This is a genomic window from Selenomonas ruminantium subsp. ruminantium ATCC 12561, from assembly GCF_000424065.1.
GTDB lineage: Bacteria > Bacillota > Negativicutes > Selenomonadales > Selenomonadaceae > Selenomonas_A > Selenomonas_A ruminantium.
On the sequence record NZ_AUJE01000014.1, the window covers coordinates 1 to 13,261 of the forward strand.

The window sequence follows — 13,261 nt, forward strand, 5'->3', positions numbered from 1 at the left end:
TGGACGATAATCCGATTTCCGACAAAATCCCAGACAAATACAAGCTGCTGGGAAAAATCAGCGAAGCAGAGAAAGTCGTGGAAAACAGCCATGTACAGAACGTAATCATCACGGCCCCGGGGATGGAGCGTGACAAATTACAGCAGCTCATAACCACTGTCCAGCCCCATGTACGCAATCTGTCTTATGTGCCGGATTTAATTGGTACACCAATGGCAGGGGTAGAGGCTCAGTCACTGTTCGGTGAAGAAATTCTCATGCTGCATATGAAGAACAATCTTGCCCTGCGGCGCAACCGGATTTATAAACGTTTATTTGATTTGATACTGAGCATCGTAGGCGGCATTGCCATTAGTCCAATACTGCTGTTCCTGGCATTATGCATAAAACTGGATTCCAAAGGCAATGTATTCTACAATGCAGACCGCATTGGCAAAGATGGCAAGAATTTCAAGTGCTATAAATTCCGTTCCATGTATATCAACAGCGATGAAATTCTCAAAGACTATTTGGACAAGAATCCGGAAGCCGCTGCGGAATGGAAGGAATATGCCAAACTTCGCGACTATGACCCGCGGGTTACTAAGGCAGGCACATGGTTGCGTAAGTACAGCCTCGATGAACTGCCGCAGATACTCAATGTCATAAAGGGCGATATGAGTTTGGTCGGCCCAAGACCATACCTGCCCAGAGAGAAAGAAGATATTGGCGAGGAACTCAGTACCATAACCATGAGTATGCCGGGAATCACTGGCTATTGGCAGGTGAGCGGCAGAAATGACGTTAGCTTTCATGAAAGGGTGACTATGGATTCTTGGTATGTAAGAAACTGGTCTATATGGCTTGATATAATGTATTTTGCTAAGACATTCACGATAGTTTTTAGAGGCAAGGGCGCATATTAAATTTGAATTGTAGTTGATGGGTTTTTTGAATATCTTTTAGAAATACTATAAGCGAGAAATTATGCAAAAAATTAAAATTTTACATGTTGGTGAGTATGTTCAAGGCGGTGTGGCAACATACATTAAGACGCTTGTTGCACATGAAAATTCCAATATAGAGAATTATATATTATGTTCAGATTATAAATCTGAACATAATTGGAGTTTATCAGAATGTCAAGTTAAATACTATGAGTATAAACGTAGTGTAGCTAATATACCAAAAGCAATATATTTCATATATAAAGTAATAAATTGCGTAGCACCTGATATTGTTTATTGTCATAGTACATGGGCAGGTTTTTTTGTACGAGTTCCTTTGTTGTTTACTCGTAAGAGATTTAGAGTTGTGTATAATGCTCATGGCTGGTCTTTCTTGCAGACTGTGTCTAAATGGAAATGTTGTATATACGCTTGGGTAGAAAAAACATTATCTGTAAAAACAGATCATATTATTAATGTGTCTAAAAATGAATATGAGGAAGCGATACGTTGGGGAATCGATGAAAGTCTAATGTCGATTATTTACAGCGGAATTTCGGAAGAGAAAGAAAAAAATTCAATTCAAATAAATTGGCCTGATGATAAAATAAATATTTTATTTGTGGGCAGATTTGATCAACAAAAGGGGATAGATATTCTTTTAGAGGAGTTTAACAAATGTAGTCGTGCAGATTTACAACTAACAGTTATTGGTGAAGGTGTTTTGAAAGAAAATAACTACAAGGTAAAATATGGATATGATAATGTCAAATTTTTAGGATGGGTTTCTCATGAGGAAATTTCTGCATATTATAAAGCTGCGGATGTTGTAGTTATGCCCTCGAGATGGGAAGCTTTCGGGTTAGTAGCAATAGAGGCAATGAAATATGGAACTCCTGTAATTGCTAGTAACTGTGGTGCTTTAAAAGAAATAATACAACACAATAAAAACGGATACTTGTTTTCTTTAAAAAAAGGAGAGTTAACAAGTATATTGCAAAAATTGTCAAAAAAAGAATTGATACAGCTAGGTAAAAATGCTAAATTAACGTTTTTGCAACGATATCGGGCGGAGCAAATGATAAATAAAACTGAGGAGTTATATATGGAAATTAACTTTAGTAAAAAATAGGTAGTATATCATGTTTGAAAGTTGTATAAATGATATGGTATTAGAAGGAGAATAATTAATGATGAATAAAGATAGAGATACATTGCAAAACCAAATATTGTATGTACAAAATTTAGAAGAAAAAAATGATGAATTTGAAATAGATATGAGTCGTATAGCAAGTTTATTTTGGGATCGTCGTGCTTTTGCTGCGAAGTGCTCTTTGGGACTTGCAGTGTTATTTTTAGGGACTAGTTTTATTCTACCAAAAACATATGAATCTACAGCTATAGTACAAACGTCGATGGCCGCAAATACGGGGGGAGCATCTGCGCTATTGGCAAGTATGAGCGGCGGGAGTGGTAATGCGGTTGTAGATAGTTATATAGCACTAATGAAAAGTCGTACAGTGATTGAGCCAATTATAGCTAATATGGATTATGATGATGAAGAAACAAAGAAACGGGCTATTGCTAAATACGATAAGTGGGTAGAAAAAAATCTTAGAATAGAGAGTACTACTGGAACAAATTTGATTTCTGTTACGGCTAGTGCAAAAACTCCAGAAAAAGCCCAGGAAATAGCACAGTCTGTTATAGATAATTTTTTGTTACTTCAAACAGATTTGAATCAAAAACAACAATCATTGTTAGTAAAATTTTTGGATGAGCGTATAAAAGAAGCTTATAAAGATGCAGCAGAGGCTGGAAAAAAGTTTTCTTTATATCAAAAAGAGCATGGAATATATGCTCCCTCTGAACAAGCTAAAATTGCAATAGGCCGTATGGATGCTTATGCAAATAAATTAGTTGATTTAAAGACAAAACAGTTGGCAACTAATACTGAATTGTCTATTTCAAATGAGCAGTTATCTAATCTAAATATTGGTAGTATTAAGTATCAAATTAATGATAATTCAACTATACGAGAAATGAGACAAAATATTGCGAATAAAGAAGTTGAATTGGTTTCTTTACAATCGAGGTATACGGATGATAATCCATCGGTAAAGAGAGCTGAACTTGAATTAAATAAAATGCGAGAAAGCTTATCCCAAGAAGTTAATGCTATAGTATCCTCACAAACGGCTGCAATGAGTCCGCAGCAATCGGCATTGATAGGGAAAAAACTTAATGCAGAAGTTGAATTAAAGGTTGCGGAAATAAGTGAACAAGCGATTAAGGAAAAACAAAATGAGGAGCAACATAAATTAGATGATTTTCCAGAAGAAGTACGTAATTATATGGATTTACAACAAGAAGCCGTTATGAAGCAATCGATATATTCTAAATTAGTAGATAGAGAAGAAGAGGCGAAAATGAAGGCGGCACAAGATTCAATGGATATACAAGTCGTTGATCAGCCCAATTTGCCATTGGAAGAGATGCCAGCATCACCTAAAAAAGGAAAAAATGCTTTAATAGGTTTTGTAATAGGCCTTTTAGTGACATTGTTTAAGGTAATGTATGTTTATTGGAGAGAATGTAAAGCAGATACTAAATCTTGTTAAATATATTTTGTTTAGGGGGTAATTAGTTGGTGATTTTATGATGTGTGATATTGAGGTGAAAGTCTGAATGCTAAATAAACTAAAAAATAAATACATCTTTAGAAAGGCTATGCTGTTGTTTGCGAAGATGCTTTCTTTGTTGAATATGATAATTCCTAAAAATGAAAGACAGATGCTTTTTTACGATTCGGCTCGTACATTTTTAGATGATAACACAGAAGCATTATATACATATCTTATCAATCATGGATATGAAAAAAAATATAAGATGATTTGTTGTGTACCAAATCAGAAAAAGGAATCGCCATTTGCAAATTATAAACCTGTAGGAGCAATTAGAGGTATTTTAGCTTTTATGACATCAAAGTATGTATTTTTTTCATTTGGTGATTTTAGGATCAAACCAGCAAGAAATCAAGTGGTTGTTAATCAATGGCATGGAATGCCTGTTAAGAAAATAGGTAAGTATACAAAAGATCCTAAATATCTAGAAGAGAGATTAGACAATTTTACATATTTGCTGGCATCTTCAGAAATGTATAAACCTATTATGGCAAAAGCTTTTGGGTGCGATTTGGATAAGGTCAAAGTGCTCGGAGCTACAAGAATTGACTATTTTTTTTCGAAAAAAAACACATTGAATAGTTTTAATATAATACGGAAAGACTATAATAAATTAGTGATTTGGATGCCTACTTTTCGCAATTCTATAGATGATAGATTTCACGATGGAGGAGAGGATAACGAAACTTTATTGCCAATTTTTTATACGTATGATAGCTTGAAGATGTTAGATGAATATTTAAATAAAAAAAACATTCTTATGGTTATAAAAATACATCCAATGGCAAAGTTTAAAAAGGGAATTTACAAAAGAATAAAAATAATAACTAATGATGAAATAACATCTCAAGGGGTTCGGTTGTATGAGTTTATAAAAGAATTTGATGCCTTAATTACTGATTATTCATCTATATATAATGAGTTTATTATTTTAAACCGTTATATGGCTTTTACAATTGATGATCAAGAGAATTATTTAAAAAGTAGAGGTTTTATATTTGATGATATTAATGAGATGCTTCCAGGTCCCAAAATAAGTAATGTAAAGGAATTTTATTCCATGTTGAATGATATACAGAATGATGTCGATCTATATAGAGAACATAGAAAACGTGTAAAAAAACTTGTAAATAAGTATGATCGTAACCATTGTGAACGACTAGTTGATTTTCTGGGATTATAGTTTTTGAGGATGATAAGGTTGAAAAAAATACGTGTTTTGATTATCACACATGCACCATGGAGAAATGATACAAGTGTTGGTAATTCTTATTCAAATATATTTAATGGATTAAATGATTCAATAGAATTCGCACAGATATATATAAGAGATGGAATGCCTGAAAATGATATAGTACATAAATATTTTCAAATATCCGAAAAAGAGTTAATTAAGAGTGTAGTAAATAGAAAGGAAGTTGGTAAATATTTTGTAATGGATGATCCAATGGATACGCAACCAGTTGAATTTTCTAATACATATAATTGCATGAGAAGATTGAGATGGAATATATTTCTATTGTGTAGAGATATTATTAGTTCCATGGGGGGGTGGAAATCTAAGGCTTTGAATAAGTTTTTAGACGAGTTTCAACCAGATATTATATTTGGCACATTGGGATTTATTCCTGTAATAAACCAATTGATGGTGTATGCTAAAAATAGAACAGGAGCAGTTTTAATACCTTATCCTTGGGATGATTGGTATAGTATTAATAAAAATTATGTATCGCCTATTTATTATATTAGAATTTTTTTAGAACGCTATTATATAAAAAAAACTGTGACTAATAGTGCTTTTTTATATGTTATAACCGAAGATATGAGAGACAAATACAATAAATTTTTTAAAAAAGATTGTAAGGTTTTAAGAAAAGGTTATGATTTTGATATTGAAAAAAAATATGAATTGTTAGTAGATAATCAAATTAAAATGATTTATACGGGAAATATTGGGGATGAAAGATGGAAAGTATTATCTATGATTGCAGAAAGTATAGCAAAGTTAAATGGAAAGTATGATAGGAAATTACATTTATATATTTATACATTAAGTCCTATTAGCAATGAAATGGAAGCGAAACTGAATATTGAAGGTGCGTCTACTTTAATGGGGGCTGTTCCTTCGAAAAAAATTCCTGAAATAACTGATAAAGCGCATGTTTTAGTCCATGTAGAACCGGTAAATAAAGTGAAATTAGAAAACAGCATGCTTTCATTCTCAACAAAAATTGTTGATTATATGTATCAGAAAAGGTGTATATTGGCAGTTGGTGGTCAGAATGCGTCAATGAAATATTTAAAAGCTAACAATGCTGCGATAGTAGTAAATGAATTAGATACTATTGATAATGTTTTAGAGAAAATTATATTACAACCTGAATTGTTAAGTGATTATGCAAATAATGCATGGGAATGTGGTAAAAAGAATCATAGTATTAGCGAGATACAGAAAATGATAATTTCTGATTTTAAATTGAGTATGAAAAATAGGGCTGATTAAAGATGAAAGTGACAGTGATTATACCTATATATAATGGAGAACATTTTATACAAAAAATGTATTCCTTATTAGTTGCACAAACATATAGGGATTTTGAAATAATATATATTAATGATGGCTCGAGTGATAATTCGTTAGACTTATTAAATAAAATATCACTAAATGATAGCTCAGTTAGTGTTTATTCGCAATCTAATAAGGGGATTTGTGCTTCACGGAATGTTGGGATAGATAATGCTAAGGGTGAGTATTTAATATTTTTAGATCAAGATGATGGGATAGAAAAAGATTTAATTGAAAACTATGTTAGAATTATTGAAGAAAAGAATGTAGATCTAGCATCGTTTGGAAAAATTCATTACTTTATAGAAAATAGTAATGTCTGTTCAGTTGAACCACAAAAAATAGATGAAGAGCTAGTGACTGATAAATCGAGAATGATGGAGTGCCTTTTTAATATAGATAATAAAAAACGCTTGATGACGATTTGGAATTGTATATACAAAAAAGATATAATTGATAAGTATAATATTAGATTTGATGAACATTTTAAACATGGTGATGAAGATGGAATGTTTAATATTGAGTATACTTTAAAATGTCAGAGAATATATTTTTCAAGCAAATCATATTATCATTATTATATTAGAAAAGGAATAAGCACTATAACTAAATATAATAAAGATTTGTTAAGTGATTACTTGTATTATGCAGATAAGGTTTCTAAATTAACAGTGGATTTTGATAAAAATGACCTATTAATTGTTAAGCTGTATTTGCTGAGATTTTACTCGAATGTATATTGTAGATTTTGTAGATTTAATAACAGTATAAAAGATAAAGTTAATTTTTTGATAAAATCAGGCACTTCTCGAGGTTTCGTGTTTGCAACGTCGTTAAGTGTGCATTCTGATACTTCGAGAATACCTAAAAAATATATTTTTTGGGATTTATTTAGTTTTATATATAAAAAAGAACAATACTATTTTGCTGTTTTTTTGCTTGAATTTTTATATAGAATAAAAAGTAATTAATAATATATTAATAGTTCAATTGATTAAGGGTGAGTAGGTTGAAAAGTAATATATTGAAAATTGGTTCAGGAAAAATTTCTGAAATAGAGTCAACGTTAAGAGCAGCTGATATTTCTGGAAAAATTCTTTATATTTCAGATCCGTATGTTGATTCGCTATACGGTGCTTCTGTTCGTCCTCAGATTGAAGCTGTAGGAAAGATTAAGGAGCAATCTGTTGATTATAATACGATAGCCTATTCTATGGAAGTTGCTGAAAGAGTGATCGCAACGGATATTGACTGTATTGTTGCGATGGGCGGTGGAAAGACTCTTGATGTGGGCAAGTATGCAGCTTTTGTTTCAAAACGTCCATTTTTATCGATTCCGACAACTATGGCTCATGATGGTATTGTTTCTCCAATAGCAGTATTAAAACGACAGGATGAAAAGCCTAAGAGTTTAGGATGTGCTATGCCATCAATGATTATTTTGGATACAAAGCTAATGGCTACATGTCCAAAACACCTTATCAAAGCTGGAATAGGTGATACTATTTCAAATTATATGGCACTGAAAGACTGGGATTTTGCGGTATCGCATGGCAAAGATGAGATGAATGGTTATGCCTATATGATGTCTCGTACATCCTTAGATGCTCTTATGAAAACACAATTTGATCATATTTGTCCTGAATTTATAGATGTTCTTGCTAATTCTCTTGTGCTTTCTGGAATTGCAATGGATTTCGCAGGCAGTTCTCGTCCGGTTTCAGGATCGGAACATCTCTTTTCGCATGCTTTAGATTATTATTGTGAAAAGCAAAACTTACATGGATTTAATGTTGCTTTGGGCACAATTGCTGTTTTAAAGATTATCGGTGATGATCCTACTGAAGTTATAGATTATCTTAAAAAATTTGAAGTGGATGTGAATCCTGAGCATATGGGAATTTCAGAGGACAGTTTCGTTTATTGTATGCAGCATGCAACAGAAATGCGAAATAACCGATATACATATCTTCATGAAGCTGATTTAGATTCTGATAAATTGAAAAATGTATATAAAGAACTTGTGGAGGAATTGTAAAATGGATTCGTATGTAAGCAATAATAAAGCACTTATCTTAGCTGCGGGATTAGGAACTCGTTTGGCTCCTATTACAAATGATAGACCGAAATCACTGGTTCCGGTAAATGGTAAGCCAATCCTGTTTAAGCAAATTGAAAATTTAAAAGAAAATGGTATATATGATATTACTATTGTCTCGGGATATAAAGCAGATTATTTGCAAAAAGCAGTACATGAGAAATTTCCAGAAGTAACGATAATTGAATCTAGAGATTATGCAACTACTAACAATATGTATTCTGCATATATTGGAATAAAGAGTATGTTTCCAAATGGCTGCACTAAACCATTTTATATGATGAATGCAGATGTATTTTTTGATACTTCTGTAATTACGGCTTTGGAAAAAAGTTCTTTGGATAATCTTGTGGTTGTTGACTTGGGAAGATATATTGATGAATCAATGAAAGTTATGGAGGACAAAGGTCGTTTGATTGCTATATCAAAACAAATAAAGCCTGACGAAGCATTAGGGTGTTCCATAGATGTTTATAAGTTTGGCAGTGACGGTGGAGAAGCATTTTACAAGCGATGCTGTGACTATATCGAGAGAAAAAAAGAGTTCAAAATGTGGTCGGAAGTTGCCTTGAATGATGCTTTTTCTGATGTGATATTCAAAGCTTGTCCACTGGATGGTCGATGGCTTGAAATTGACAATCATAACGATCTAGCTGCGGCAGAAAAGCTTTTTGGGGATGAAAAATGAGAGATTATTTTGGGAAGGATTCATCCAAGCTTAAAAATAAAAAATTATGGTTATTTGACATGGATGGAACCATATATGAAGAAGGCCATGTGTTTGATGGTACATTTAATCTTTTGGATGCAATTGTAGAGCAAGGTGGTCGTTATGTTTTCATTACAAATAATTCTTCGAAGTCTGTTATTGACTATATCCAAAAAGTTAATCAACTAGGGATTCGTGCAGATATTGAAAACTTTTTTACATCTTCACAAGCGGCTATTTTATACTTGAAACAAAATTATCCAGGAGCAAAAGTTTATTGTCAAGGAACTAAAAGTTTTGTGGAGGAACTAGGTAATGCAGGTATTGACGTGACAGAAGAGGTAAAACCTGTGGATATTGTACTGATTGGGTTTGATATGGAACTAACCACAGAAAAAGTGCGTAATACCTGTGAGATTCTTAGTACACAAGATGTAGATTATATTGCTACAAATCCAGATTGGGCTTGTCCCGTATCTTTTGGTTTTATTCCTGATTGTGGTTCTATCTGTTTAATGATTAAAAATGCAACAGAAAAGTGGCCTAAATTCATAGGAAAGCCTGAACCAACGATGGTTCAGATTGTTATGGAGAAATTTGGTATTGAATCGAATGACACGGTGGTTGTTGGCGATCGTTTATATACTGATATAGCAGCTGGTTTGAATGCTGGTGTACAAGCGATTTGTGTGTTAACTGGGGAAGCTACTGTTGAAAGAATAATAAACAGTGAAAACAAGCCTTCATATACATTTGAAAGCGTGTATGATATTGCCAATATACTAAAAAAGTAATATATCATACATTAAACTGTTGACTTGACAATTAAATGGCAGGGTACTAAAGTATATGGTTAATAAAATGGTGAATAAAGTATGCTAGATTTATTTGCGAAAATATGTGGAGTGAAATAATGAATAATCTATATTTAATTATATTATTTGTAATTACCATAGTTTTATTTTCGATAGAGTATTATAAATGTAAATATGATTTAGCTAATCCAGTAGTTGGAGTTTTTTTATTTTTTTCGATTTCTCTTTTGTTTGCTACTAGTGGAAATGACTCTTGGGGGAATTATATAAGCGGAGAATATTTATTGATAATAATATTAGGGTATGTAGGCATAATTGCTGGTGGAGAGATCGGAGCAAGGATAAAGAAAAAAAAACGTATAAACCTCAATTTAGGAATAACACGTATTGAGCTGTCAAAGAAAAAACGTATTGTGGTTATAGGCTTGGCGTGTGTTTTGACTATATTGTATGTTAGAGATATTATTCAGTTAGGAAGCAGCTTAAATGCTGTTGGATTTGGTGTAATTGCTGCTGTGCGGGGCGATGAAAATGTGTCAGGCAATTTTTATCTAAGGCAGGGAATAAAATACATAATGGCTGCTGCTTATGTTAATAATTATATATTTGTAAATAATTGTATGTCGAATAAGTTTAAAAAAACGGATATTATGTATATTTTGCCATTTATCTGTGGTTGCGTTTGTTCTATTTTTACTGGTGTTAGAACTGAAATTTTTAGATTGGTAATCTCGTTTTTTGTGTATTTTGTTGTTTTAAATAACGAAAAACATTCATGGCAAAGGAAAAATAAAACAATAAAAATGATATTGAAACGTTTTGCAATACCTATGTTGGGGCTTCTGTTTTTGTTTTTTGCATTGCGTTCTATAGTGAAAGCTTCTACTAATTTAGCTGAGAATAAAGCATATGGATTTATTCAGTATCTAGAGTTTTATATCGGTTCGTCGTGGATAGTACTTAATGAGAAAATCAAGTTGGGGTTGGATAATCTAAAATCAAATTATTTTGGGGAAAATTCGTTTCCTAGTGTTTGGAAGGACTTAACTGATTTTGGATTAGTAAGTAATTTGCCTATGTGCAGTAATCGAGAATTTTATATAGTAGATCCAGTAACTAGAGTAGGAGGAAATGTTGATACTATATTTGGGCGAGCACTGATTGATTTTGACATTTTGGGTATGATGTTGTTCGTTTTTATTGTTTTTTTGTTATTGTCATATTATTATAATGCTAATATAAAAAATACATATAGAGGGTATCAACGTGATAAATCTTTAATAATTTATAGTTTTTTATATTATGCAGTTGCGTTTTCTTTCTATGCAAATATTATAAATTATCTTATAACAGTATATTTTATTTTAACGATAATAATGATAGTATTGCTATATTGGTACTATTTTGGAAAGTCAAAAATTAAAATAAAATTTTAATCAATTTAATATGGGGGAGGCGTATGATGAATAATAATATAAAAATCAGTATTGTTGTGTTATTGTATAAAAAATTTGATAACCTTAAGTATAATTTTCAATCTATATCAAAACAAAATTATCATAACTATGAAGTGATTTTACAGGATGATGGATCTGATAATTTTGATTTAAAATATATAATGGATCTAGCTTCAGAAATACATATAGATGTTAGCGTAGAATCTAATCATAAAAACTGTGGGACAGTAAAAAATTATAACAAAGCAATTTTGCGTTGTTCTGGTGATATTATAGTCCCATTATCTCAGGATGATGTGTTCTGTGATGAACATTCGTTAGAATATATAGTCAATTTTTTTGAGGAAAATCAAGTTGATGTATGTTTTGCAAAAAGAAAAGGAAAAATTAGTGGTAGGGTATATCCTGATAAAAAAGATATTGAGTTAATGAATAAATGTGACAATAATCTTTTGTGGGGGAGGTTGGCCGTAAACAATTTTATTTCTGGTTCTGTATTGTATTGGAGAAAAGACTATTTAATAAATAATCTATTTGATGAGAGATATATATTAATGGAAGATTATCCTAAAATAATGGATTTAGTATATAAGAGGAAAAAAATAGGCTTTATAGATGAAAATATTATTATCTATGGTGAAAAAGGTGTGGTGGGAGGAGGAAAAGTAAATAAATTATTAAATAAAGATAAACTTTTGCTAATTGAAGATTTGATTAGGGGGGATTATATAGGTGAAATAAAAGGGATAAACTTGTTAAAAAAGTTTTTGGAACTTAAGCTATATTTGGTTGAAAATAATACTAATTGGGGATTGAGTGTACCAATTAGGTTATGGTATGTAAATATTATATTTATGTGCTGTAAAATAGTTAGTAAAATATTTGGTGTATCCAGTGATTATATATTAGCAAAAATTTTATTAAAACAAAAATAAATTTCACAGTATATGCTTAATGCGTGAGTTGTAAAAATTAAAGTTTTAGGAGGAAAAATGCAAGTAATTAAATATGTATTCCAGCCCCATGGAGATGACCGTGGGCAATTAATTGCCTTAGAGGAGTTTAAGGACATTCCTTTCAAAATCAAGCGTGTCTATTATATGTACGACACTGCAGAAGGTGTGGTGCGGGGACATCACGCGCATAAGCAGTTGGAGCAGATATTGGTATGCATTCACGGAAGCTGTAAGATTCGGCTGGACAATGGGAAGGAAAAGAAGGTTGTTCCGCTAGAAAAGCCGTATGAAGGGCTGTATGTAGCCAATAATATGTGGCGAGAAATGTTTGATTTTTCTTCTGACGCAGTCTTGCTGGTATTTGCTTCAGAACTTTATGATGAACGTGATTATATCCGTGATTATGATGAGTTTTTGAAGTTTGTTAAGGAACATCCTGAGAAGTGAATGGGAGATGGTGGTTTGAGCAGGGTGCCGGAGTTAATTGGTCATAAGGTGATTTTGAAGGAACTTTCGCCTGAGTTTTTTTCTGAAGTTGTTGATTGGCGTAATGATAAAGAACTCAATAAGTTTCTGAATCAGCCACAGAAATTGACCTTGGAGGCAGAGACAGCTTGGTATCAGAATCGGTATTTGCAGGATGATACGCAGGGTCTGATGATTTTTATTGACAAGGAGAATGGAACACCTTTTGCCACTTTAGGTTGGACGGATATGGACAGGGAGAAGCGGCGCTGCATATTGGGGAGGTTGCTCTTAGGCAATTCTGAATATCGCAATCATGCAGGCTTCTTGGAAGGCTTTTTCCTATTGTCGGATTATCTTTATCAATCTGTGGATATGATGCACATCCATGTGGTTAAGGATAACCGCAAAGCGATTCGTTTGAATAAAATGCTTGGTTTTGTGGAAAATTATGGTGAAATACAGTATCCACATGAGCTTTTTGTAAACAATTTGCATCAGCGGGAATATTACCGCACTAAGGAGATGTATCAAAAGGTTAGAAAATCCTTGTATGAAGATTTACAGGAATCTTTATTTTAAAGT

General features: G+C 32.2%; 13 protein-coding genes. All 13 read left to right on the plus strand.

Going from position 1 to position 13,261, the window contains the following annotated elements; genetic code table 11:
* Window positions 1–905 (plus strand): exopolysaccharide biosynthesis polyprenyl glycosylphosphotransferase (locus tag G598_RS0106490; protein WP_026766258.1); only part of this gene is annotated, 905 nt, incomplete at its 5' end.
* A 61-nt stretch (window positions 906–966) separates the two neighbouring features.
* Window positions 967–2,058: a glycosyltransferase gene (locus G598_RS17265; protein ID WP_037363447.1), complete on the plus strand. Its 1,092-nt coding sequence runs from the start codon at window positions 967–969 to the stop codon at window positions 2,056–2,058.
* Between the two features lie 58 nt (window positions 2,059–2,116).
* Window positions 2,117–3,547 (plus strand): GumC family protein, encoded by a 1,431-nt coding sequence (locus tag G598_RS0106500; RefSeq protein ID WP_051180029.1) that lies wholly within the window; start codon window positions 2,117–2,119, stop codon window positions 3,545–3,547.
* A gap of 67 nt (window positions 3,548–3,614) precedes the next feature.
* Complete coding sequence (locus G598_RS0106505) at window positions 3,615–4,793, plus strand: CDP-glycerol glycerophosphotransferase family protein (RefSeq protein WP_026766260.1); 1,179 nt, start codon at window positions 3,615–3,617, stop codon at window positions 4,791–4,793.
* An 18-nt stretch (window positions 4,794–4,811) separates the two neighbouring features.
* Window positions 4,812–6,113: a glycosyltransferase family protein gene (locus tag G598_RS0106510; RefSeq protein ID WP_026766261.1), complete on the plus strand. Its 1,302-nt coding sequence runs from the start codon at window positions 4,812–4,814 to the stop codon at window positions 6,111–6,113.
* 2 nt (window positions 6,114–6,115) lie between these two features.
* Window positions 6,116–7,147, plus strand: coding sequence for a glycosyltransferase (locus tag G598_RS0106515; RefSeq protein ID WP_026766262.1), 1,032 nt, complete (start codon window positions 6,116–6,118; stop codon window positions 7,145–7,147).
* 53 nt (window positions 7,148–7,200) lie between these two features.
* A complete protein-coding gene (locus tag G598_RS0106520) occupies window positions 7,201–8,214 on the plus strand; it encodes an iron-containing alcohol dehydrogenase family protein (RefSeq protein ID WP_245582772.1) in 1,014 nt (337 codons plus the stop codon).
* Window position 8,215: 1 nt separating this feature from the next.
* Complete coding sequence (locus G598_RS0106525) at window positions 8,216–8,962, plus strand: phosphocholine cytidylyltransferase family protein (protein WP_026766264.1); 747 nt, start codon at window positions 8,216–8,218, stop codon at window positions 8,960–8,962.
* On the plus strand, window positions 8,959–9,777 hold the full coding sequence (locus tag G598_RS0106530; RefSeq protein WP_026766265.1) for an HAD-IIA family hydrolase: 819 nt from the start codon (window positions 8,959–8,961) through the stop codon (window positions 9,775–9,777). Before G598_RS0106525 ends, G598_RS0106530 begins: the two co-directional genes overlap by 4 nt.
* A gap of 119 nt (window positions 9,778–9,896) precedes the next feature.
* Window positions 9,897–11,234: an O-antigen polymerase gene (locus G598_RS0106535; RefSeq protein ID WP_026766266.1), complete on the plus strand. Its 1,338-nt coding sequence runs from the start codon at window positions 9,897–9,899 to the stop codon at window positions 11,232–11,234.
* A 23-nt stretch (window positions 11,235–11,257) separates the two neighbouring features.
* Window positions 11,258–12,190, plus strand: coding sequence for a glycosyltransferase family 2 protein (locus tag G598_RS0106540; protein ID WP_080656970.1), 933 nt, complete (start codon window positions 11,258–11,260; stop codon window positions 12,188–12,190).
* Between the two features lie 57 nt (window positions 12,191–12,247).
* Window positions 12,248–12,658: a sugar 3,4-ketoisomerase gene (locus G598_RS0106545; protein ID WP_026766268.1), complete on the plus strand. Its 411-nt coding sequence runs from the start codon at window positions 12,248–12,250 to the stop codon at window positions 12,656–12,658.
* A gap of 24 nt (window positions 12,659–12,682) precedes the next feature.
* Window positions 12,683–13,258, plus strand: a complete 576-nt coding sequence (locus tag G598_RS17270) for a GNAT family N-acetyltransferase (RefSeq protein ID WP_245582774.1) — start codon at window positions 12,683–12,685, stop codon at window positions 13,256–13,258.
* Window positions 13,259–13,261 lie beyond the last annotated feature (3 nt).

Excerpts from the sequence above, each read along its gene's own strand:
- G598_RS0106525 (WP_026766264.1), top strand. The coding sequence starts at position 8,216 with ATGGATTCGTATGTAAGCAATAATAAAGCACTTATCTTAGCTGCGGGA.
- G598_RS0106540 (WP_080656970.1), top strand. The coding sequence starts at position 11,258 with ATGATGAATAATAATATAAAAATCAGTATTGTTGTGTTATTGTATAAA.
- G598_RS0106505 (WP_026766260.1), top strand. The coding sequence starts at position 3,615 with ATGCTAAATAAACTAAAAAATAAATACATCTTTAGAAAGGCTATGCTG.
- G598_RS0106515 (WP_026766262.1), top strand. The coding sequence starts at position 6,116 with ATGAAAGTGACAGTGATTATACCTATATATAATGGAGAACATTTTATA.
- G598_RS0106500 (WP_051180029.1), top strand. The coding sequence starts at position 2,117 with ATGATGAATAAAGATAGAGATACATTGCAAAACCAAATATTGTATGTA.
- G598_RS0106535 (WP_026766266.1), top strand. The coding sequence starts at position 9,897 with ATGAATAATCTATATTTAATTATATTATTTGTAATTACCATAGTTTTA.
- G598_RS17265 (WP_037363447.1), top strand. The coding sequence starts at position 967 with ATGCAAAAAATTAAAATTTTACATGTTGGTGAGTATGTTCAAGGCGGT.
- G598_RS0106545 (WP_026766268.1), top strand. The coding sequence starts at position 12,248 with ATGCAAGTAATTAAATATGTATTCCAGCCCCATGGAGATGACCGTGGG.
- G598_RS0106530 (WP_026766265.1), top strand. The coding sequence starts at position 8,959 with ATGAGAGATTATTTTGGGAAGGATTCATCCAAGCTTAAAAATAAAAAA.